The 22,385-nt window shown below is 67.1% G+C and carries 21 protein-coding genes; 4 read left to right on the top strand and 17 right to left on the bottom strand.

What is annotated here, in order from left to right; translation table 11 throughout:
* Positions 1-5 precede the first annotated feature (5 nt).
* From lipA to ACETK8_RS11350, 3 genes are all read right to left on the bottom strand, one after another.
* Positions 6-968 carry a lipoyl synthase gene (gene lipA / locus ACETK8_RS11360; protein ID WP_374036041.1) on the bottom strand — a complete coding sequence of 321 codons (963 nt, stop codon included), beginning with the start codon at positions 966-968 and terminating at the stop codon, positions 6-8.
* A gap of 153 nt (positions 969-1,121) precedes the next feature.
* The gene (locus ACETK8_RS11355) at positions 1,122-1,337 is read right to left on the bottom strand and encodes a hypothetical protein (protein WP_374036040.1); all 216 of its coding nucleotides are present in this window, start codon (positions 1,335-1,337) and stop codon (positions 1,122-1,124) included.
* 212 nt (positions 1,338-1,549) lie between these two features.
* Entirely contained in the window at positions 1,550-2,221 is a 672-nt protein-coding gene (locus tag ACETK8_RS11350) for an IPTL-CTERM sorting domain-containing protein (RefSeq protein ID WP_374036039.1), read from the bottom strand.
* Between the two features lie 438 nt (positions 2,222-2,659).
* Here ACETK8_RS11350 and ACETK8_RS11345 point away from each other — a divergent pair, with 438 nt between their 5' ends.
* Positions 2,660-4,216, top strand: a complete 1,557-nt coding sequence (locus ACETK8_RS11345) for an AMP-binding protein (RefSeq protein ID WP_374036038.1) — start codon at positions 2,660-2,662, stop codon at positions 4,214-4,216.
* A gap of 276 nt (positions 4,217-4,492) precedes the next feature.
* Here the strand turns inward: ACETK8_RS11345 and ygiD are convergent, their stop codons facing one another.
* From ygiD to ACETK8_RS11325, 4 genes are all read right to left on the bottom strand, one after another.
* A complete protein-coding gene (gene ygiD / locus ACETK8_RS11340; RefSeq protein ID WP_374036037.1) occupies positions 4,493-5,248 on the bottom strand; it encodes a 4,5-DOPA dioxygenase extradiol in 756 nt (251 codons plus the stop codon).
* A 5-nt stretch (positions 5,249-5,253) separates the two neighbouring features.
* Positions 5,254-5,856, bottom strand: a complete 603-nt coding sequence (gene wrbA / locus ACETK8_RS11335; RefSeq protein WP_374036036.1) for an NAD(P)H:quinone oxidoreductase — start codon at positions 5,854-5,856, stop codon at positions 5,254-5,256.
* Positions 5,857-5,920: 64 nt separating this feature from the next.
* Positions 5,921-6,388, bottom strand: a complete 468-nt coding sequence (locus ACETK8_RS11330) for a hypothetical protein (protein WP_374036035.1) — start codon at positions 6,386-6,388, stop codon at positions 5,921-5,923.
* Positions 6,385-7,224, bottom strand: coding sequence for a D-alanyl-D-alanine carboxypeptidase family protein (locus ACETK8_RS11325; protein ID WP_374036034.1), 840 nt, complete (start codon positions 7,222-7,224; stop codon positions 6,385-6,387). The genes ACETK8_RS11330 and ACETK8_RS11325 overlap by 4 nt, the downstream gene beginning before the upstream one ends.
* Before the next feature lie 110 nt (positions 7,225-7,334).
* Between ACETK8_RS11325 and ACETK8_RS11320 the strand changes: the two genes are divergently transcribed.
* From ACETK8_RS11320 to ACETK8_RS11310, 3 genes are read left to right on the top strand one after another with little or no spacing between them, the layout of a single operon-like run.
* Positions 7,335-8,684: an MFS transporter gene (locus ACETK8_RS11320; RefSeq protein WP_374036033.1), complete on the top strand. Its 1,350-nt coding sequence runs from the start codon at positions 7,335-7,337 to the stop codon at positions 8,682-8,684.
* The gene (gene mazG / locus ACETK8_RS11315) at positions 8,681-9,466 is read left to right on the top strand and encodes a nucleoside triphosphate pyrophosphohydrolase (RefSeq protein WP_374036032.1); all 786 of its coding nucleotides are present in this window, start codon (positions 8,681-8,683) and stop codon (positions 9,464-9,466) included. Before ACETK8_RS11320 ends, mazG begins: the two co-directional genes overlap by 4 nt.
* Positions 9,463-10,011 carry a DUF1643 domain-containing protein gene (locus ACETK8_RS11310; protein WP_374036031.1) on the top strand — a complete coding sequence of 183 codons (549 nt, stop codon included), beginning with the start codon at positions 9,463-9,465 and terminating at the stop codon, positions 10,009-10,011. The genes mazG and ACETK8_RS11310 overlap by 4 nt, the downstream gene beginning before the upstream one ends.
* A 159-nt stretch (positions 10,012-10,170) precedes the next feature.
* Here the strand turns inward: ACETK8_RS11310 and ACETK8_RS11305 are convergent, their stop codons facing one another.
* From ACETK8_RS11305 to dusB, 10 genes are all read right to left on the bottom strand, one after another.
* Positions 10,171-10,713, bottom strand: coding sequence for a hypothetical protein (locus tag ACETK8_RS11305; RefSeq protein WP_374036030.1), 543 nt, complete (start codon positions 10,711-10,713; stop codon positions 10,171-10,173).
* A gap of 61 nt (positions 10,714-10,774) precedes the next feature.
* A complete protein-coding gene (locus tag ACETK8_RS11300; protein WP_374036029.1) occupies positions 10,775-11,476 on the bottom strand; it encodes an IPTL-CTERM sorting domain-containing protein in 702 nt (233 codons plus the stop codon).
* A gap of 95 nt (positions 11,477-11,571) precedes the next feature.
* Positions 11,572-12,642 carry an IPTL-CTERM sorting domain-containing protein gene (locus ACETK8_RS11295; RefSeq protein ID WP_374036028.1) on the bottom strand — a complete coding sequence of 357 codons (1,071 nt, stop codon included), beginning with the start codon at positions 12,640-12,642 and terminating at the stop codon, positions 11,572-11,574.
* Between the two features lie 143 nt (positions 12,643-12,785).
* Entirely contained in the window at positions 12,786-14,423 is a 1,638-nt protein-coding gene (locus tag ACETK8_RS11290; protein WP_374036027.1) for a Na+/H+ antiporter, read from the bottom strand.
* Entirely contained in the window at positions 14,424-15,740 is a 1,317-nt protein-coding gene (gene hflX / locus ACETK8_RS11285; protein WP_374036026.1) for a GTPase HflX, read from the bottom strand.
* Positions 15,741-15,923: 183 nt separating this feature from the next.
* Positions 15,924-16,169 (bottom strand): RNA chaperone Hfq, encoded by a 246-nt coding sequence (gene hfq / locus ACETK8_RS11280; RefSeq protein WP_131249128.1) that lies wholly within the window; start codon positions 16,167-16,169, stop codon positions 15,924-15,926.
* A 514-nt stretch (positions 16,170-16,683) separates the two neighbouring features.
* On the bottom strand, positions 16,684-17,547 hold the full coding sequence (locus ACETK8_RS11275; protein ID WP_374036025.1) for a D-amino-acid transaminase: 864 nt from the start codon (positions 17,545-17,547) through the stop codon (positions 16,684-16,686).
* Entirely contained in the window at positions 17,547-18,953 is a 1,407-nt protein-coding gene (locus ACETK8_RS11270) for a sigma-54-dependent transcriptional regulator (protein WP_374036024.1), read from the bottom strand. Before ACETK8_RS11270 ends, ACETK8_RS11275 begins: the two co-directional genes overlap by 1 nt.
* 12 nt (positions 18,954-18,965) lie before the next feature.
* On the bottom strand, positions 18,966-21,221 hold the full coding sequence (locus ACETK8_RS11265; RefSeq protein ID WP_374036023.1) for a sensor histidine kinase NtrY-like: 2,256 nt from the start codon (positions 21,219-21,221) through the stop codon (positions 18,966-18,968).
* Positions 21,218-22,279 carry a tRNA dihydrouridine synthase DusB gene (gene dusB, locus ACETK8_RS11260; RefSeq protein WP_374036022.1) on the bottom strand — a complete coding sequence of 354 codons (1,062 nt, stop codon included), beginning with the start codon at positions 22,277-22,279 and terminating at the stop codon, positions 21,218-21,220. The genes ACETK8_RS11265 and dusB overlap by 4 nt, the downstream gene beginning before the upstream one ends.
* Positions 22,280-22,385: the final 106 nt, after the last annotated feature.

The following is a 22,385-nucleotide window of genomic DNA, read 5'->3' as shown; positions in this document are numbered from 1 at the left end:
CGCGATCAGCGTCCCGTTTGCGCCAGACGCGCCGCCTTCAACCGGGCGAAATCGTCCCCCGCATGGTGCGACGACCGCGTCAGCGGCGACGACGACACCATCAGGAAGCCCTTGGCCCGGGCGATCGCCTCATAGGCCTTGAACTCTTCCGGCGTGACGAACCGGTCGATGGCGGCGTGTTTCCGCGTCGGCTGCAGGTACTGGCCGATGGTGATGAAATCGACGCCGGCGGAGCGCATGTCGTCCATGACCTGCATGACCTCCTCCTTGGTCTCGCCCAGACCGACCATGATGCCGGACTTGGTGAACTGGTTGGGGTCGCGCTCCTTGACCATCTGCAGCAGACGCAGGGAGTGGAAGTAGCGGGCGCCGGGCCGGATCTTCAGATAGAGGCGCGGCACGGTCTCCAGGTTGTGGTTGAAGACGTCCGGCTGGGCGTCGATCATCACCTCGGCCGCCCCGTCCTTCCTCAGGAAGTCGGGCGTCAGGATCTCGATGGTCGTCTGCGGCGCCTGGAGGCGGATCTGGCGCACGACCTCGGCGAAATGGGCCGCCCCGCCGTCGGCGACGTCGTCCCGGTCCACCGAGGTGATGACGACGTGGTTCAGGCCCAGCTGCGACACGGCCAGACCGACCTTCGTCGGCTCTTCCGGATCCAGCGGCTGGGGCAGGCCGGTCTTGACGTTGCAGAAGGCGCAGGCCCGCGTGCAGGTGTCGCCCATGATCATCAGGGTGGCGTGCTTCTGGCTCCAGCATTCGCCGATGTTCGGACAGGCCGCCTCCTCGCAGACGGTGACCAGCCCCTTGGAGCGGACGATGTCCTTGGTGGCGTTGTACTGGCCCGATCCGGGCGCCTTGACCCTCAGCCACTCGGGCTTCTTCAGCACGGCCGATTCCGGCCGGTTCTGCTTTTCGGGGTGACGCAGTTCAGACGGTTTCCGCGTCAGGGTGTCGATGAGGGTGACCATCGAGGCGGGCCGGGCTCCAACAGGACTTGAACGGGGTATGTCGTCGTTCCGTCCCCGGAAGGCAAGTCACGGGGTGTGACGGTCTGCGGCTGTAGGTACGTCCAGCGCTAGAAGCGGCCTCGTTCAACGTCTGCTGAGGGTGGTTAGCGGACTTCACCGCCACACAGCGCGGCCTCTGCCGGAGCCGGGGTAGCGACGTTCAAACTCGTCCATGAAACGGAGGCGGACGCCATTTAGTTCGGCGACAAGGTCGCTCGGGAACTCGGCCAACGCGGCTTCATCAAGTAGGTCATAGAGCCCCAGCATGACCTGTTGCATGCGTTCACTAGGATCGACCGGCACCCCATAGATGTCGCGCTCTGTCTCCATGAGCTTTAGCCTAAGCGAGCGCGGGAGTTCCGCATAGGGTCGTGAGCGGTCGTAGCTTGGCAGCCGGAAAAACGGACGGATGTCGCTGACGCCGCCATCACCTCGAGGCGATGCGGACCAAGGCGGCCCGAGGCATTCCGAACCACGTCTGAAACGACAAACGCCAGCCCCGGTAGGAGCTGGCGTTCTGCCGTCTGGCGATGTGATGGCGGTTAGACTTGGCCGAAGCCCTGACGGCGCTGGATAACCAAGGCCGCACCGCCTGCGAGCATCAGACCCAGCAGGATCATGGCCCATTCGGTCATAGTGGGAACCGGGGCCGCAACGATCGTATTCTGATAGGTCACCTTGAAGAAGGCATCTTCAGAAGTCGGCACGCCAGTCGATACGTAGAAAGCCCCTCCGGGATAGACATTCGCCTGGGTAGCGATGGTCGCGCCTAAGCCTACGGCGGTGTCTTCAACCAAGATGATGTATTGCTCGTTCGCCGTCACAGCCCGACCACCTGGGACAGTCAAGACGATCTGCGGCGTGGCCGGATAGTTGGCGGCGACAGTCTCTGTCCTTGAGGCGATATCGGTGGCGCCAATCGCACCGCCAGTGAATGTCCTCAACCGCATGCTGACCGTTCTCGGGCCGCCGCCGCCTTGCGAGACGCCGATGCTTACGGACTGGATTGACTGCACCCCGGCCGGGACTGTGAACGACTGTCCGGCATCCGACCCGGCCATGAGGTAATACCCGGCGGTTACGGTGCCCGCCGTATAATCCGTCGTCGTCTGGGCGCTCGCCACCGCAGGCGTCAGCAGCAGGGCTCCGGCCAACACGGCGCCTTTGATTAGTGCCCGAAAGTCTAGCGCCACAGCGCTGGTGATGATCTTCATGGGGTCCCCCAACGCCGGCCCCTCGCCGGAAACAGCGGTTACCCATGGTGAGGTCCAAGCCAGATGTCGAGTCAGTTTCCGACATAATAGCCAAACGAATCAGAATCTTATCTGCATGTCTCCGGGATTGAGACGCTCAGACCGCTGACCATAGAGAACGCCGGCTCCTCACGGGGCTGGCGTTCTGGTGTTATCCTTGGACGCGAGCGTTCGCTTCTGCATGACGCGGAATTGCATCGCGGATGGCGCCTACGGGTCGAAAGCGGAAGTCGCCGAACCTTCGGTCGAGCGACCATCCGACTCGGTTGCCCGACGCCCTCTACACCGCGTCAAAACCTCACGCTGCGTAACGCATCTTTTCATCGCGGCGGGGCTTAACTAGGTTCTGCCCCCTGACAGCGAGAGGGCGACGCGAGAGCCCTCCGGAGGAGACGCGTATTGCTTAGGCCCGGCCTCGACCCATCGGCAGGCGAAGAATCCCTGTTCGACGCCCTGATCGCCGCGCGCGCCCGGTTCGGCGACAAGGAGATCCTGGAGGATCAGGATCGCAAGCCCCTGACCTACACCGGCCTGATCCGCGCCGCCTTCGTCCTGGGCCGCAAGATCGCCAACATGACGCAACCGGAAGAGCGGGTCGGCATCCTCCTGCCCTCCTCCATGGGCGTGGTCGTGACCTTCTTCGGCCTGCACGCCTTCGGGCGCGTGCCGGTCATGCTCAACTTCACCGCCGGCGAGCGGAATCTGAAGGCCGCCATCCAGGCCTCGGGCCTGAAGAAGATTCTCTGCGCCAAACGCTTCGTCGAACAGGCCAAGCTGGACGATCTGGTCGCGGCCCTGGGCACGGTGGCCGAGATCGTCTGGCTGGACGACGTGCGCGCCACCATCGGCTTGCAGGACAAGCTGTTCGGCCTGATGGCCGGCATCGCGCCCAAACGCTTCCGCACCAGGCTCAACCCCGACGATCCGGGCGTGGTCCTGTTCACCTCCGGCAGCTTCGGCGCGCCCAAGGGTGTGTTGCTGAGCCAGAAGAACCTGGTCGCCAATGCGCGTCAGGTCGCGACCCACATCGACCTCGATCCGGCCTGGGTCATGTTCAACCCCCTGCCGACCTTCCACTGTTTCGGCCTGACCGGCGGGGTCATCCTGCCGCTGCTGCAGGGGTTGAAGGCCTTCCAGTATCCCTCGCCCCTGCACGCGAAACAGATCGTGTCGCTGCTGGCCGAGGTGAACGCCTCCATCCTGTTCGCCACCGACACCTTCCTGAACCAGTGGGCGCGCGTCGCCTCCCCCGACGACTTCCGCACGCTGAAGTTCGTGGTCGGCGGGGCGGAAAAGGTCCGTGACGAGACCCACCACCTGTTCAACACCAAATTCGGCGGCGTGAAACTGCTGGAAGGCTATGGCGCGACCGAAGCCGCACCGGTCGTCGCCGTGAACCATCCCGACCGCAACCGCCCCGGCACCGTGGGTCAGATCCTGCCCGGCATGGAGGCGCGTCTGGAGGTGGTCGAGGGCATCACCGAAGGCAAGCGCCTGTTCCTGCGCGGTCCGAACGTCATGGCCGGCTATATCTCGCCGGACGACCCGAAGAAGATCGACCCGCTGGATGGCGGCTGGCACGACACCGGCGACATCGTCGACATCGACCCTGAGGGCTATATCGCCATCCTCGGTCGGGTGAAGCGGTTCGCCAAGATCGGCGGAGAGATGGTCTCGCTCAGCGCCGTCGAGGGTCTGGTCCAGGCCGTCTGGCCCGACGACCGTCATGCCGTCATCTCCGTCGCCGATGCGCGCAAGGGCGAGAAACTGGTCCTGGTCACCGAACGCAAGGACGCCGACGTCGCTCGCATCGCCGAATGGGCGCGCCAGCACGGCGCCCCCGAACTGGCCGTGCCCAAGAAGATCGTGAAGGTCCGCATGCTGCCCGTCCTGGGCACCGGCAAGACCGACTATGTCGCGATCCAGCAGCTCGTGGAGATGGCCGAGGCGGCCTGATCGGACCGCCTCGTCGATCTGAGAATATTTTCTCCGTCAGCCCTTGCGACGCCTGAGGCTCGCCCCCACGTCAGGGCCAGGTCTTTGAAAATCGCATCCGCCGGAACCACGCGTTTCGCATAATCTGGCACGCCGAAGCCTCGGGATCGGCCTAAGCCTCTGTTTCCATTGGGTTGGCACGTGGCACGTGGCACTCCATTTTCGGAAACAGTGCCACCGTCAACCTTGCACTGTTGCACTCCGAATCCCGGAAACAGTGCAATGGACCTCTGACGTTCAGCCGATCCGTACGCCCGTCATCGAGATCGAACCGCCCTCGATCACGTCGTTGAAGAAGGCGACCGGCTCGCCCGCTTCCTGCTGCGCGGCCACATAGAGCAGCGGCAGATAGTGCTCATCGGTCGGCACGCTCAGCTGCGCGTCCTCGGCCAGGTCGACCCAGTCGATCAGGGCGTCGTGATCGCCGCGCTCGAAGGCCGACTTCACCGCCTCGTTGAAACTGGTCGCCCAGGGATAGGCCTCGCCCCCGTCCCGCTTCCAGGTCCGCAGGTTGTGAACGAAGTCGCCGCTGCCGGCGATCACATAGCCTTCCTCGCGCAGGGGCTTCAGCCGCCTGGCCAGCTCATAGTGCTGACGCGCCGTCAGCTCGCGATTCAGCGACAGCTGCACGACCGGCACGTCGGCGTCCGGCCAGACATGGACCAGCACCGACCAGGTCCCATGATCCAGCCCCCACATCTCTACGGGCTGGGCCCCGACCAGATCGGACACCCGCCGCGCCAGTTCGGGCGACCCCGGCGCCGGATACTGCATCGCATGCAGTTCCGGGCCGAAGTTTCCGAAATCGTGGATGGTTTCGGGCCGCGCCTGCGCCGTCACGCCCAGACCGCGCGTCTCCCAGTGGGCCGAGACCATGACGACGCCCTTGGGCTTGCCGATGGCCTCGCCGACCGCCTTCCAGGCGTCCGCATAGGGACCGCCCAGGGCGTTCATCGGCGAACCGTGACCGAAGAAGACGGCGGGCTGGCGCATCGGTCTCAGGCCTTCAGCTTCTTGGCCAGTCCGGCGATGTACTCGCCCTGGTGCCGGGCGCCGGCCAGTTCGTTGGCGCTGGGCTGACGCGAGCCGTCGCCGCCCGTGATCGTCGTCGCGCCGTAAGGCGAGCCGCCCGAGATCTCTTCCAGCGTCATCTGGCCGGCGAAGGCATAGGGCAGACCGGCCACCACCATGCCGTGGTGCATCAGGGTCTGGATCAGGCCGATCAGGGTCGTCTCGTTGCCGCCGTGCTGGGTCGCCGAAGAGGTGAAGGCGCCGCCGACCTTGCCGACCAGCTTGCCCTGGAACCACACGCCGCCGGTCTGGTCCCAGAAGTTCCGCATCTGGGCCGCCGCCGTCCCGAACCGGGTCCCCGCGCCGACGATGATGGCATCGTAGTTCTCAAGGTCGTTGACACTGGCGATCGGCGCCTTCTGGTCGAGCTTGTAATGGGACTGGATGGCCAGTTCTTCGGGCACGGTCTCCTCGACCCGCTTGATGTCGACCGTCACGCCCTCGACGGAGGCCGCACCTTCCGCGACCGCCTCGGCCATCTGTTCGATGTGGCCATAAGTCGAGTGATAGAGAACCAGCACCTTGGTCATGGGTCGTTCCTGTCTTCGTTCTGCAACTATTGCAGTGACAGATGTAACGATTGCCTCGGAGGGTTCAAGCCCCCTGGACCGATTTCGATCCAATGGGACAGAGGCCGCCGTACAGGCTCGCCTCCTCCGGGACCCTCAGCCCCCGCCCGGCCTTGAACCGATGCTCCACCGCCATCGCCTGCTGCTCGATGTTCAGCTCATCCCACCCGCACGGCGCCTTCGGATACCCATAGGCCGAGGGCCCGTCTCCCGCCCGGATCTTCCCGGCCAACAGGTTCACCCCCCGTTGCGCCTGCCAGACATGGACCAGCTCATGGATAAGGACCGCCTGGAAGGAGACCGGGGCCAAGGCGAAGTCCTCGGGAAGCCCCCTCCCCGGCCACAAGATCCAGTCCCGCCCGAACCAGCGCCCCGGCACAAAGGCCCGATCGAACGGCCAGGGCGTCCCCGCCAAGCATACCCGGTCAAGGTCGACCGCCGCCCCGAACTCCCCCCTGGCCAGCCGCCGCTCGCCCTCGGTCAGCCCCCTCACGGCCCGACCCACTCCCAGTGCCAGGGCTCATAGATGTAGGGCACGAAGCCGAACCGCCCCGCGTTCCTGACCAGCCACCGATAGGCCGCCCCCTGGCTCATATGCTGGCGGCTCTCCGGTCGCGTCGAGTCGACCCCCATGCCCAGCAGCTGACCGACATACAGATCGACCGCTGTCCCCGTCCTGTGCGGCGAACAGACCGCCCGCCTCAGCCCATCGCAGTTCCGCTCCGCCGCGCACCGCGCCGAATCCGCCTCCGGATCCCGGAAGCCGGAGAAGATCTGCAGCAGCTCCGGATCGTTCCGGATCTCGGGAACCTCATACCGCGCGGCGGCCGCCATCCGGCGATAGGCGTCCAGCACGTCCCGCCGCAGCAGCCGGGTCAGCCGGTCGGCGTGCTCCTCCTGGACCTCCAGATAGCCGAGCTCCCGCAGCGGCGGCGGCTCCGGGCATTCATCCCGGATACGAGCCATCACGAAGGGCCGACGCTCCTGCAGGACACCCTTGAGGACATTGAACGTCGCCTGATCGAACACCCCCGTCGCCGGCAGGGCGTAGCGGGCCTGGAACCCGGCCAGGGCCGCCGCGAAGTCCGATGTGCCCGGCTCGCAGTCCGTGCCCAGCTCCTTCTGCAGCAGCGGCAGATAGGTCCCCCAGCCCACCTCGGTCGCCCCAAACGGCGCCCACTCCAGCGCATAGAGGGAGATAGCGTTGGCCACCGCCTGATCGGCCCAGACGCCGCGCCCGGTCTCGCACCGCCCCTGGGCCGAGGCGGTGTTCGGCAAGACCCAGACAAGGGCCGCCGCCGCCAGAACTGCCAGGATCCCCCTCCGCATCGGCAAAGGAAGCCTCACCCTCGCGGCGCAAGCAAGGCCCCTCTTCGAGCGGCCGAAAAACGGGCATGGTGCGCCGTCGCCGAGTCGAGGCGCCGCCGCTGGATCCCTCCATGTCCGACGCCCCCAAAGCCCCCCGGCGCAGCAATGCCGTCCTCGCCGCCTTCTCCACGGTCTGCCTGCCGCTGGCGGCCTTCGGCGTCGCCCTGCCGGTCACCCTGCCGGAGTTCTACGCCACCCATGTGGGGCTGGAGCTGGGGGTGGTGGCCACGGTGTTCATGGCGGTGCGTCTGATCGACATCACCTTCGACCCCTTCATTGGCTGGGCCATGGACCGGACGAAGACGAGGTTCGGCCGCTACCGGCCCTGGATGGCCCTGTCGACGCCGATCCTGATGCTGGCGGCCTTCATGATGTTCGTGATGGTCCAGCCGGGCGCCGGGCCGGTCTATCTGTTCGCCTGGCTGCTGGTCCTCTACCTCGGCTTCTCGATCGGGACCCTGGGGCAGCTGGGTTGGGCGGCGGTGCTGGCGCCGGAATACGACCAGCGCAGCCGGGTCTACGGCTGGTGGCAGGTGTTCAACATCATCGGGGTGATCCTGATCCTGATCCTGCCGACGGTCGTCATCCAGACGGGCATCGGCGACTACGCCGACGGTGTCCGGATCATGGGCTGGGCCATCCTGATCGCCTTGCCGGTGACCATCGGACTGGCCTTCCTGGCGGTGCCGGAGCCGGTCAATGCGGGGGCCCAGCCCCACGGGGGCCTCGGCGCCTATCTTGAGCTGTTCAAGCGTAAGGCCGTCCGGAAGCTGCTGCTGGCCGACGTGGTTCTGGGCGTGGCGCCGGGCATTACCGGATCGCTGCTGTTCTTCTTCTTCGGCCAGATCAAGGGGTACGGTCACACCGAGGCGTCCCTGTTCATGCTGCTCTACTTCGTGGCCGGGCTGGTCGGGGCGCCGTTCTGGGCGTGGCTGGCGACGAAGATCGGCAAGGACAAGGCTCTGGCCGTGGCCAGTCTGGTGTTCGCGGCCTTCTACATTGGGGCGACGCTGGTGCCGGGAGGCAACTTCGCGGTGACGGCCGTGGCCATGTTCATCGCCGGCCTGCCCTATGCGGCAGGGCTGTTTCTGCTCCGGGCCATGATGGCGGATGTGGGGGACGAGGTGCGGCTGGAGACGGGAGTGGACCGGACCGGGCTGATGTTCTCCATCCTGTCGGCGACGACGAAGGTCGGGCATGTCGTGGCCCTGGTGCCCTATCTGATCCTGCAGGGCGTGGGCTTCCAGGCGGTGCCGCCGGTGGGGGGGAACAGCCCGGGGTCGCTGTTGATGCTCCAGATCCTGTTCATCGCCCTGCCCGGCCTGTTGCTGGCCTCGGCGGCCCTGTGCCTGAAGAACTACCCGCTGACGCCCGCGCGGCACGACGAGATCCGGCGTGAGTTGGAGGCACGCGACGCATGAACCCGACGGACCGGCTGAAGGCGATCATGGTCCGGCTGCGCGACCCGAACGGCGGCTGTCCGTGGGATGTGGAGCAGACCTTCCAGAGCATCGCCCCCTATACGATCGAGGAGGCCTATGAGGTCGCCGACGCCATCGAGCGGGGCGACATGGGAGAGCTGAAGACCGAGCTGGGGGACCTCCTGTTCCAGGTCGTCTTCCACGCCCGGATGGCCGAGGAACAGGGGCTGTTCGCATACGATGATGTTGCGCAGGCCATGTGCGACAAGCTGGTCCGCCGTCACCCCCACGTCTTCGCCGATGAGGCGGCGCAAGCCGACGGCCCGGCCCAGAAGCTGCGGTGGGAGGAGATCAAGGCGGCCGAGCGGGCGTCCAAGGCTCAGCACGGGGTGCTGGACGACGTGCCTGTGGGCCTGCCCGCCCTGCACCGGGCGGCGAAGCTGACGAAGCGGGCCGCGCGGGTCGGGTTCGACTGGCCGAGCACCGACGAGGTCTTCGACAAGCTGGACGAGGAGGTCGCCGAACTGAGGGCCGAGATCGCCGCGGGCGACCTGGAGAAGGCGCGCGAGGAGATGGGCGACCTCTTGTTCGTGGTGGCCAACCTGGCGCGGAAGCTGGGGGTGGAGCCGGAGGACGCCCTGCGCGGAGCCAATGCGAAGTTCGTGCGGCGGTTCGGCTTCATCGAGGCGGAGCTGGCGAAGAACGGGCGGACGCCGGACCAGTCGGATCTGGCCGAGATGGACGGGCTGTGGGACGCGGCGAAGATGGCGGAGCGGGCGTGACGGCGGACAAGCACGATCCCGGCGGCAAGGTGCGGCTGTCGCTGATGCCGGGGGTCAATGGCGACGCGACCTTCAGCGAGGACGGGCGGTATCGCCAGCTGATGCGGCGCTGGCTGGGGGCGAGCTTTCCCGAGCGGTACATCCTGTTCGTGGGCATGAATCCGTCGACGGCGGACGCCAGCGTCAACGACCCGACCTGCGCGCGGGAGTGGACCTTCGCCCAGCGGGAGGGGTTCGACGCCATGGTCAAGGCCAACGTCGGCGACTACCGGGCGACGGATCCCAAGATGCTGCTGGCGCCGGGGGTGGAGGCGTCGTCGCCCGAAAACCTGCCGGCGATCCGCAAGGCGGCGGCGGGGGCCGGTCGGGTGGTCCTGTGCCATGGCAAGCTCAACAAGGCGCTGGCGCCGGCGGGGCGGGCCCTGATCGAGGCGATGCGGGCGGACGGGGTGGAGCTATGGTGCTTCGGGACCAATGGGGACGGGAGCCCGAAACACCCCCTGTATCTGCGGGGGGATACGCCGCTGGTGCGGTACGAGCCGTAGGGTTGGTCTCCTCCCCATCCACAGGATGGGGAGGTGGCTCGGAGCGTAGCGGAGAGACGGAGGGGCTCTTTCTGCGCGCACCCAAGAACCCCTCCGTCAGCTCGCAAGAGCTCGCTGCCACCTCCCCATTCGCCAAGTGGCGAACAGGGAGGAGACGGGTCAGGAATTGGACTCTGGGGGTACCGAGTCCAAAGAGTCCAATTCCTGAGAGATAGCGTCGGAAATTTCGGGTATCACATTCAAATCGTTGATGTTCGTGTCGCCCGATGCGGTCAGTCTCAGCGGCTCGCGTTTGGACTCCAGCAAGGGCGGCGAGATGTCGGGCAGTTCCGCCATGACCTCGGCGCGGGCGCGGTCGGCGAGGCTGTCGTAGACGCGCATCCAGGTCGAGGCCTCGGAGGCGCGGCCCATGCCCAGCGCCCGGCGCATGTTCAGGAAGGCCTCGCCGGCCAGGTCGGCGAAGCTGACGTTGTCGTCGCGATGGTATTCGCCGAACTCGGGCGGAACCTCGCTGGTCCGCTGATCGATGCGCCGCCAGCCCCCGACCCGCGCGTGCAGCCGGAAGGAACTGAGCGAGATGCCGTACCGCTGGCAGACGGTCGTCGCCTTCACGCCCGAGAGATATTCCCGCCGGGCATGGTCCCAGTAGTCGCCGCCGAGGCCGTCGAGCGAAAGCGGGTCGAGTTGTGTGTCGGAGGTCATGCCCGGAAAGCTGGCATGGCCCTGCGTCAAAATCGGTCGTTCGGCATGGGCCGGCGGCCGGTCAGACCATCACGCGCCGCTGCTGGATCATCACGACCGCCCCGCCGGCCAACATCAGGCCCAGCAGGATCATCGCCCATTCGGTCAGGGTGGGAACGGGGGCGATCGGCGCGAGCACGAAGGACACCGCCCCGCCGATGTTCTGGCTGGCGACGGTGTCGTCCCCGAAGCCGAGCCCGGCGCATATGTCGGTCTCGCCGTTGAAAGCCGATGTGGTCGGCCCTGCCGTACACGGCGAATTCGCAAGGACATTGACGGAGGTGGGGCGCAGATCGAGAAAGGCGAGGCGGCCGGTCACGTCCCCGGTTCCGGGAGCGACGTTCCATCTGTGAAACGCGATGGAGAAATCCGTAACAACCCCTGCCCCATCCGTCGTGACGATAACGTAGGGATTCCGTGATCGCGAATCGGACTTGTCGTAGGTCGTGACGCCATCCTCGAAATGATAGGCCACGACCTGAGAGGTCGGGATCGAGGTCGATGAGAGGTTCGGCGCCAGCGGCGCCGAGAAGGTGATAGACCCCTGGGCCTTCATGTTGGTGGTCAAGGTCGGACACGGAGCAAGGTCGCAGGGCGTCGCCGCGGTATTGAGGACGGCGGTGTAGTCTTCAGACGTGAGAACATATCGCGTGGTCTGGGCGGCAGCCTGACCGACGGACAGGTTCACCAGCAGCAGGGCGAACAGGATCGCCGCCGCGTGCATCATCTTCGGGTTCATCGTCATCGAGGCGGTCCGTGGCGAGGGGCTGGAGCGGTCTGGCGGTTTCGGAAAGGCTGTCCGTCGGCTGATGTCCGGGATCAGACCGTGACGCGCCGCCGCTGGATCATCGCGACCGCCCCGCCCGCCAGCATCAGGCCCAGCAGGATCATTGCCCATTCGGTCAGGGTGGGAACAGGGGCGGGCGCAGCGGGCGTGATGAACTGGCCGAAGCCGTAAGGACTACCGCCCACCGGCAGTGTGGCGACGACGGTGTTCGTCGCGGTGTCAATCACCGAGACGGTGTTGTCTCCGAAGTTGACGACATAGGCGCGGGCGCCGTTGGGGGTGATCGACACGCCGTAGGGGTTGGATCCCACGCCCACGGTGGCGACAACGGTGTTGGTCGCGGTGTCGATCACCGAGACGGTGGCGGAATTGTAGTTGGAAACATAGGCGCGGGCGCCGTTCGGGCTCACCGCGACGCCGAAGGCTGTGATGCCGACTGGCACGTTGCTCACGAACGCGTTGGTGGCCGTGTCGATCACCGTGACCGAGTTCGAAGCAGTGCCGACATAAAGACGGGCGCCGTTCGGGCTCAGGGCGACGCCTCTCGGGCCGACGCCCACCGTCGGCGTGGCGACGACGGTGTTGGTGGCCGTATCAATCACCGAAACGGAGCTCGAGCCTGTGCTGGCGACATAGACGCGGGCGCCGTCGGGACTGACGACCACGCCGTACGGGTTGCCGCCCACGGCCACGGTCGCGACGACAAGGTTGGTGGCGGTGTTGATCACCGAGACGGTATGGTCGGAGATGTTGGCGACATAGACGCGCGCGCCGTTGGGGCTGACGGCTACGCCGAGGGGAGTGGTCCCGACGGGTATCGTGGCGACCACGGCGTTGGTCGACGCATCGATCACCGAAACGGACGCGTCGTTAAAGTTGGTCACGTAGATGCGGGATCCGTTCTGGCTCACGGCGACCCCGGTGGGCGTCGCGCCCACCAGTACGGTGGCGACCACGGCGTTGGTGGCCGTATTGATCACCGAGACGGTGTTGCTGCCCCCGTTGGTGATGTAGGCGTTCTGGGCCATGGCGGACGGCGCGGCCAGACAGGCCGCCGCCGAGACGAGGATGGCGGCCAGGCCGCCGACGATTTTTCCGAACATTCCGCCCCCGGTGGACGCCTGAATTACAGGCGATCGTCGTTACGCCTATCAGGCGGACAGGCGACGGCCAACCCGAATGTCGGCTACCGAACAGTTCGAGACTGAGGGTCGAACGTGTTTAGCCACGACCAGAGGTCGAGGGCTCAGACGTAGCGCAGTTCCTGAAGGTCGATCTCGCGGATCAGCTTCCGGGCCGTCTCCTCGTCGATCTGGCGGGCGCGGGCGAGGCGGCGGAGTTCGTCGCGCTCGGCGTTGAGACCCGTCAGGCGCAAGGCGCGTTCGACGTCGTCGGCCAGGCGGGCGGCTTCGGCGTCGTCGTCCTCGGTGCGGGTGCGGGTCTCGATGCGGTAGCGGTAGAACTCCATCAGGCGGCCGCCGACCTCGGAGTAGAGATCGGGGTTGAGGGTGCCCTCCCCCATGGCGTGGGAGGCGTCGTCGATGGCGCGCAGGGCGGCCGTGGCGGCGGCGACGCGGCCCCGGTCCTCTTCCCGCTGATGCGAGGGCTCGGGCGGGAGCTCGATGCCTTTCAGGAGGCGCGGCAGGGCGACCGTGGCCAGGACCAGGGAGACGATGATGACCCCGGCGGCCAGGAAGATGGCGAGGTTGCGGGCCGGCATGGGCGTGCCGTCGGCGAGCACGAACGGGACGGTCAGGATGCCGGCCAGGGTGATGGCGCCCCGCACCCCCGCCAGCGACATAACGGCGGTGAGGCGCAGGCCCACCTTGGGCGCCGGGCCCTTCTGGCGCTTCCTGAACAGGGTCAGGCGCAGCGAGGCCCACACCCAGGCGAAGCGCAGCACGGCCAGGGTCGCGACGATGGCGAAGACATAGACGGCCAGCCACCAGACCTCGGGCCGCGAGGTGCCGGCCACGACGTCGGTCGCGCGGTCGAGGATCGACGGCATCTGTTCGCCCAGGATGACGAAGATCAGGCCGTTGGCCGCGAACTGGACCGCGTCCCAGACGGCAGCGCGGCGGACGCGGGTGGTGGCCAGGGACTGGCCCTTGCCGCCGTCGCGCTCGGTGAAGCCCATGGTGATGCCGGCGGCGACGGCCGCGAGGATGCCCGAGGCGTGCAACTCCTCGGCGGCCAGATAGGCGGCGAAGGGGATGATCAGGCTGATCAGGATCTCGGCGCCGACATCCTCGCCCCAGCGGCGGCTGACCCAAGCCTTGGCCTTGGAGATGAGCCAGGTGACCACGACCCCGGTGGCGACGCCGGCCAGGGCCAGCCAGGCGAAGGTGCCGATGGCCTCGGTCAGGACGAAGACGCCGGTCGAGGCCGCCGCGATGGCCAGACGCATGCCGGTCAGGCCGGTGGCGTCGTTCAAGAGGCTTTCGCCCTCCAGAATGTGCATCAGCCGCTTGGGGATGGGGGTGCGGGCGGCGATGGCCTGGACCGCGATCGGGTCGGTTGGCGACAGGATGGCGGCCAGGGCGAAGGCCATGGCCCATGGCATCTCGGGGATCATCCACCAGATCAGGACGCCCAGGCCCACGATGGTGAAGACCACCAGACCCAGCGCCAGCTCGAGGATGATCGCCTTGTCGCGGAACAGGTCCTCCTTGGGGATGCGCCAGCCGTCGAGGAACAGCAGCGGAGGCAGGAAGAGCAGGAAGAAGATGTCCGGCTCCAGATCCACCGTGTGGCCGGTCGAGAGCACGATGCCGGCGCCGAGCGCGATCTGGACCAGAGGCAGGGCGATGCGCGTCATCCGCGCGATGGGACCCGAGACCACCACGGCCAGAAGCAGGAACAGGGTGGTCTCGATCAACTCCATCTAGTGGGCGCCGAACTGGCGTTCGAACCGGCCCATGGCCTGGGGATCCAGACGGACGGTCAGGTGGGTGCGGCCCTCGGCGTCCGTGTCGCGGGCGGTGACGCGGCCGTGCTCATAGAGCCAGGCCAGGGCGTTCCCCTGCGACGGTTCGAGGACCAGTTCGGTCTCCGGATCGTCGTCGATCAGGTCGGTGATGGCCTGACGCAGGCGTTCGATGCCGTCGCCGGTCCAGGCGGAGACGGCCACCGCATTGTGGCCCGAGCGGGCGGCCTGACCCTCGATGGCCTCGCGGGCCTCGGGGTCCAGCATGTCGATCTTGTTCCAGACCTCGAGGATGCGACGGGGTTTGCTGCTCCCATCAGGATTCTGGGGCTGCTCGATCTGTTTCAGGACCTGTTCGACGTCGCGGGCCTGGGCCGCCGTGTCGTCCGAGGCGATGTCCCGGACGTGCAGGATCAGGTCGGCCTCGCCCACCTCTTCCAGGGTCGCGCGGAAGCTCTCGACCAGTTCGTGCGGCAGGTCGGAGATGAAGCCCACGGTGTCGGCGATGATGGCCGGGCGCCCCTGCGGCAATCGGATGGTGCGCTGGGTGGTGTCCAGGGTGGCGAACAGCAGGTCCTTGGCCAGGACCTCGGAGCCCGTCAGCCGGTTGAACAGGGTCGACTTGCCGGCGTTGGTGTAGCCGACCAGGGCGACCGAGGGGAACGGCGCCTGTTTGCGGCGTTTGCGGTGCAGGCCGCGCGTGCGGCGCACCTCCTCCAGCTCGCCCTTCAGACGGACGATGCGGTCGGCGATCAGGCGGCGGTCGAGCTCGATCTGGGTCTCGCCGGGGCCGCCGGTCGAGCCGGTGCCGCCCCTCTGGCGTTCCAGGTGGGTCCAGGTGCGGACGAGGCGCGAGCGCTCATAGTCGAGACGGGCCAGTTCGACCTGGAGGCGGCCCTCCTTGGTGCGCGCGCGGCGGCCGAAGATTTCGAGAATGAGGCCGGTGCGGTCGATGACCTTGCACTCCCAGGCCTTCTCCAGATTGCGCTGCTGGACCGGGGTCAGGTCGTCGTCGACGACGGCGGCCTCGGCCTCTGCGGCGCGGATCAGGGCGGCGATCTCCTCCACCTTGCCGGCGCCGAACAGGGTTGCGGGCGTGGTCTTCCTGAGACGCACGATCTCTTCGGCCCTGACGTCGAGGTCCAGGGCGCGAGCGAGGCCGGCGGCCTCCTCCAGCCGATCCTCGGCCGGACGCGCGTTGCGCTCGCCCAGGTCGGGATGGATGACGACCGCGCGGATGAGCGGCACGGAATGGTCGATGAGCTTGGTGGTCAAAAGGTCTCTGTCGTTCGGATGGGGACGCCGCGCACCCTAGCACACGTCATCCTCGGGCCTGTCCCGAGGATCCATGGCAAATCAGGCGCGAGCGAGATGGTTCGCGAGGAGCCGCAGGGCCCACGCGAGACAGCGCTATATCGGAACGATGGATCCTCGGGACAAGCCCGAGGATGACGAGGCTCAATCCTCGTCGGCGTCGGGCTCGTACAGTTGCACGGGAGCCGACGGCATGATCGTCGAGATGGCGTGCTTGTAGACGAGCTGAGACTGGCCGTCGCGACGGAGCAGCACACAGAAGTTGTCGAACCAGGTCACGATGCCCTGCAGCTTGACGCCGTTCACCAGGAAGATGGTCAGCGGGGTCTTGGTCTTGCGGACGGAGTTGAGGAAGGTGTCCTGAAGGTTCTGACGCTTGTCTTGCGACATGGCAGGTTGGTCCTGTTCTTGGTTGTTACGCCGCGTCGGGGGAGGATCGCGGGTCCGGATCGAACGCCCGGCAAGGACACCTTAAACGCTGGCTGTCCGCACCTGCAACTAACTAAGTGTCAGTTTCCGCAGCCTTCGGCCGTCCGCCGAGTACGTAGATGACGCTGCCGAATATGATGCCAATTGCCACCGCACCCAAAGGTCCCCACAACGCAGCCGCATCCCGGACCTTTTCCCAAGACTGCATCCGTTCGACACCAGCTTCAGCAACCGCGAGCACCGTAGAGGTGCTCAGACCGCTGTCTGTGCCATGCGACATAAACCGAGCGACGAACTGTCCGTGCTCATCAACTTTGTATGCGCCGAGCCCCCAAGCCGCACCCCAACCTACAACCCATATGGAGAACAGGCCGACAGCCAGTCTTTGTAGTCGGTTCAACATCATATGCCCCACAGCAGGGTGTCGACGCTCGCAACGTGCAAGAAGGGAGTCAACCTCAGATGGCCGTATACGTCAGACCGAGTCCCGCTTGGCTTCCTCGATGTAGCGGGCGCGCAGACGGGTGGCGATCGGGCCGGGCTTGCCGTCGCCGATCTTGACCCCGTCGATGGAGACGGCGGGCATGACGAAGGCGCCGGCGGCGGTGAAGAAGGCCTCCTTCGCCTCCTTGGCCTCGTCCACGCTGAAGGGGCGCTCGTCCAGTTCGATCCCCTCCTCCTCGATCATGGTCATGATGGCGGTGCGGGTGATGCCCTTCAGGATATTCGCCTGGGTGTCGCGGGTCCGGAGCTTGCCGTGCTTGTCCACGATCCAGGCGTTGGTCGAGGAGCCCTCGGTGACCAGGCCCATTTCGTCGACCATCCAGGCCTCATAGGCGCCCTTGTCGCGGGCGGCCTGTTTGGCCAGCACGTTGGGTAGCAGGCCCACGGTCTTGATGTCGCAACGGCCCCAACGGATGTCCGGATGGGTCACGACGGCGACGCCGTTGGCGGCCGTCGCGTCGGACTTCGCGGCGCTGAGGGACTTGGACGTGACGATGACGCTGGGCGGGGTGCCGGGCGCGGGGAACGGGTGGTCGCGCCGCGCTGTGCCGCGGGTGACCTGCAGATAGACGATGCCGTTCCGGACGCGGTTCCGGCGGATGGTCTCCTTCAGGACGCGGGTCAGGGCCTCGACCGACATGGGAATGTCGATGCGCAGCTCATTGAGGCTGCGGTGAAGGCGGGTCATGTGGCCTTCGAAATCGGCCATGCGACCGTCGAAGACCGACCAGACCTCATAGACGCCGTCGGCGAACTGAAAGCCGCGATCCTCGACATGGATCGTCGCCTCCGAGTGGCGTTGATAGACCCCGTTCACATAGGCGACGCGCGACATCAGTCGATATTCCCTTCGTCGTCCTCACCGCCCCGCGAGGGCGACACGCCCAGCGATTTCAGTTTGCGGTGAAGCGCCGATCTCTCCATGCCGATGAAGGCGGCCGTGCGCGAGATATTTCCGCCGAAACGCATGATCTGGGCGGCCAGATATTCGCGCTCGAAGACCTCGCGAGCCTCGCGCAGCGGAAGGGCTATGGTGCGTTCGGCGCCCATCCCTCCCCCGTTCGTGGAGGCGACCTCCTGGGGCAGCATGTCGGCCGAGATCGGGTCGTTCAGGTCGCCGGTGGCCAGGATCAGCAGGCGTTCGACGTTGTTGCGCAACTGGCGGACATTGCCCGGCCAGGGGTGGACCTGGAGCACGGCGATGGCGTCGTCCCCCAGTTTCCGGCGCGGCAGCCCCTGGGACACGCTGAGGGTCTCGATGAAGTAGTCGACCAGTTCGCTGATGTCCTCGCGACGTTCGGCCAGGGGCGGGACGCGGATCGGCACGACGTTCAGACGGTGGAACAGGTCCTCGCGGAAGCGGCCCTCGGTGATTTCCTGTTTCAGGTCGCGGGAGGTGGAGGTGACGACGCGGACGTCGACCTGGACGTCCTGTTCGCCGCCGACGCGTCGGAACCGCTGTTCGACCAGGACGCGCAGGATGCGGCTCTGGCTTTCGCGCGGCATGTCGCCGACGTCGTCCAGATAGAGGGTGCCGTTGTGAGCGCGTTCGAAGACGCCGATCTTGCGCGGACGGCCGTCGTGACCCTCCTCCCCGAACAGTTCCAGGTCGAGGCGTTCGGGGGTCATGCCGGCGGCGGAGATGGCGACGAACTCGCCCTTGGCGCGGGGGCTGGCCTCGTGGATCTGGCGGGCGACCAGTTCCTTGCCCGAGCCCGGAGGGCCCGAGATCAGGACGCGGCTGTTGGCCGGGGCGACCTTGACGATGGTGGTGCGCAGGACCTGGGCGGCGGCCGAGCGACCGATCAGCCCCGACGGCGTCATGGCCACGGCGCGCAGGCGGCGGTTCTCGCGCTTCAGCTGAGCGGCTTCCAGCGCGCGCTCGATGACGACGACCAGGCGGTCGGACTTGAACGGCTTTTCGATGAAGTCGTAGGCGCCGCGTTTCAGGGCGCTGACGGCGGTTTCGATATTGCCGTGGCCCGAGATCATGACGACCGGCAGGTCGGTGTCGAGCGTCTTGATCAGGTCGAGCAGCTCCAGCCCGTCCATGCCGCCGCCCTGCATCCAGATATCGAGGACGATCAGGCTGGGCTTTCTGGCGCGGATGCCGGCCAGGGCTTCCTCGGACGACGAGGCGGTGCGGACCGCGTGGCCCTCGTCCTCGAGCAGGCCCGAGACGAGGTCGCGGATATCGGCCTCGTCATCGACGACCAGGATGTCGGCTCCGGTGGAACGCATAGGGCCTCGCGACTATTCGGCCGCCGGGGCGTCGGCGCCGCGAGGCTCCGATTCACGCCCGGCCTTGCCGGTGGGGTTGAGGGGGAAGATCAGACAGATTCTGGCGCCGTGCAGGCTGTCGGAATCCGACAGTTTCAACTCGCCGCCGTGGTCCTCGCAAATGCGCTTGACGATGGCCAGGCCGAGGCCGGTGCCCTTCTCGCGCGTGGTGACATAGGGCTCGGTCAGGCGGTCGCGGTCGCGGACGGGCAGACCCTTGCCATCGTCCTCGATGATGAAGGTCGCCACATCGTTCACGACCTCGAGGCGGGCGATGATGGCGGTGTCGGCGCTCTCGTCGTCGCCGCGACGGGCGGCCACGGCCTCGCCGGCGTTCTTCAGGATGTTGGTCAGGGCCTGCCCCACCATCTGGCGGTCGGCGCGCAGTTTCGCCTTGGGCAGGGGCTCGACCAGTTCGATGGGCAGGGTCGGAGCCGCGACGCGCTGGGCGAAGACGGCTTCCCGCAGCAGTTCGGCCGGGTTCTCGTTGGTGAAGCGCGGCGCGGGCATGCGGGCGAAGGAGGAGAACTCGTCCACCATTCGACCGATGTCGCCGACCTGACGGATGATGGTGTCGGTGCAGCGGTCGAAGACCTCGACGTCGTCGCCGATGCGGGCGCGGTATTTGCGCTTCAGCCGCTCGGCCGAGAGCTGGATCGGGGTCAGGGGGTTCTTGATCTCGTGGGCGATGCGGCGGGCGACGTCGCGCCAGGCGGCGTTCCGCTGGGCCGTGACCAGGCGGGTGATGTCGTCGAAGGTCAGGACCATCTCGCCGCCCTGCCCGCCTTCGATGCGGACGCGCAGACGCCGGGTCTCACCCTCGCGGGCGACGTCGAGGTCTTCCTCGATATGGGCCTCGACGCGTTTGACCAGGTCGCTGAGCTCCGGCGCGATATCGGCCAGGGCCTTGCCGCGCACTTCAAGCTCGGAGATCGAAAGCAACTGCAAGGCGCTGTCGTTGATGGCGGAAATCCGTCCGCGCTTGTCCAGACCGATGACGCCGGCGGAGACGCCGGACAGGACGGTTTCGATGAAGCGGCTGCGGTCCACCGCCTCGTCGGAGGCGGTCTTCAGGGCCGCCTGCTGGGCCTCGAGGTCGCCGGTCATGCGGTTGAAGGCCGAGGACAGGGTGGCGATCTCGCCGGGCGCGCCGTGGGCCTCGACGCGGGCCGAAAGGTCGCCGGCCGAGACCTGATCCGCCGCCTTCACCAGACGACCGATGGGGGCCGAGATCTGGCTTGCCGCCGACATGCCCAGCCAGACGGCGCCGACCAGGACCAGAAGCGCGGTCTCCAGATAGCTGAGGGCGAATGCGGCCTGGATGCGGGCGCGGCTTTCCTCGGCGACGCGATAGCCCTGGATCGATTCCTCGCCGTTGCGCATCTGGGCCACGAGACCGGGCGCGAGCGGTCGCACGACATAGAGGTAGGCGTCGCCATAGTCTGGAAGTGGATAGAGGGCGCGGACGGTGTCCGGGTGTTCGGTGACGGTGACGGGCGCGGTCTCGCCTTCGGCGGCGGTCTCGAACACCTCGCGCGGCGGGGCGACATAGGTCGGGGCGCCCGGCAGGTCGCTCTGGGCCAGGACCTCGCCCTCGCCGTTCAGGATGTAGACGGCCGGATAGCCGAAGAAGTCGGCGATTTGGGTCAGGGCGGTGGAGAACTGGATGCGGTTGTCGAAGACGTCCCTCACCCCGCCGAGTTCGGTCGTCATGGTGCCGAGGTCGCGCTCCAGCCCGCCGCCGATGTCGGCGACATAGGCCCGGCCGATGGAGGCGCCGTTGTTGACCGCCGACCGGACGTTCTGGCTGAACCACTGATCGACGCCGCGATTGACCAGAAGGCCGAAGACCAGGGCGATCAGGACGGCCGGAACCAAGGCCACCAGGGAGAACAGGGCGACGAAGCGCAGGTGGAGGCGGGCACCCGGATCCTCTCGCCGCCGCTGGGACAGGCGCATGACCTGACCGCCGATGACGGTCGCCAGGCCGCCGATCAGGACCAGATTGGCCAGCAGGATGAACAGGACCGCGCGGCTGGCGGTCGAACGGGCGTCGTCCCCCGCGCTGGCCCCCGGCGCGATGGCCACCAGCCAGATGGCGGCGGCGGTGATCAGGAAGGCGATGGCGTAGGCGGCGCCGAAGGCGGCCCGCGCACGACCGGCCGAGAGACGCCCCCAGAAGGAAGGGTCGCCTTCTGTTGCCGGGGTGGTGGCGGGCGTGTCCGTCATGCCCCGGAAGCTTCAACCACCTGTGGCGAAACTTCAACAGGAGAGTTGCTGAAATACAGCGAGCTGTGCGGCAAAGCCCAGAGTTCGGCGAGGGCTTCGGCCACCAGGGCGGGGTCGTCGAGGCGACAGAGGCGGCTCTTGGCCTGTCTGCGGACCTCCGGATCCGGCGGCCAGGGCGCTTGTTCAACGTACCAGCCGAGGTGTTTGCGGAACATCCGCAGGCCGATGGGGCCGTCGTAGAAGGCGCAGGAGGCGCGCATGTGGTCGACGACGATGTCGAACCGCTCCTGTCGGTCGGGCTCGAACAGGACCGTGCCGTCCCGGATGGCCCGGTCGAGGTGGGCGGCCAGCCACGGACGGCCGTAGACGCCGCGGCCCAGCATCAGGGCGTCGGCGCCGGACTGGTCCAGCGCCGCCCTCGCCTGCTCCGCCGTGATGATGTCGCCGTTGACGATGACCGGGATGGAGACGGCGGCCTTGGTCGCGCCGACCGCGTCCCAGTCGGCGACGCCGGTGTAGAACTGCTGGCGGGTACGGCCGTGGACGGTGACGGCTTTCACGCCCAGATCCTCGGCGCGTTTGGCCATCTGCGGCGCATTCTTGGTGTCGTCGTCCCAGCCGAGGCGCATCTTGACCGTGACGGGACGCGAAGTGGCGGCGACGGTGGCGGCCATGATCCGGCTGGCGAGGTCGGGGGTCCGCATCAGCGCGGAGCCGGAGGCCGAGCCGGTGACCTCCTTGGCCGGGCAGCCGAAGTTCAGGTCGATGATGTCGGCGCCGGCCTGTTCGGCCATGCGCGCGCCCTCGGCCATCGCATGGGGATCGCGGCCGACCAACTGGATCACCGTCAGGGGCAGGCCGTCGCCGACGGCGGCGCGGCGGACGACGTCCGGACGGGCACGGGCCAGTTCGGCGGCGGCCACCATCTCGGTCGCCACATAGGCCGCGCCCAGACGGCTGGCGAGCAGGCGGAACGGCAGGTCCGTGATGCCCGTCATGGGCGCCATCAAGACCCGGCCGGGGATGGCCACGTCGCCGATCTGAATCCCTGTGCTCATAAGTCCGTCAACACGCGAAGCCTGGCCCCTCGTCAACCGCGATGATGGCGGCACAATGGTGGGTCGCGATCTCGCCCTAAAACCGCTCACACTTTTCGGGATCGCG

This window comes from Brevundimonas staleyi, assembly GCF_041893865.1.
In the GTDB taxonomy this organism is placed as follows: domain Bacteria; phylum Pseudomonadota; class Alphaproteobacteria; order Caulobacterales; family Caulobacteraceae; genus Brevundimonas; species Brevundimonas staleyi.
The sequence above is the reverse complement of the archived record's forward strand: the minus strand, read 5'-3'. Positions and strand labels throughout refer to the sequence as shown.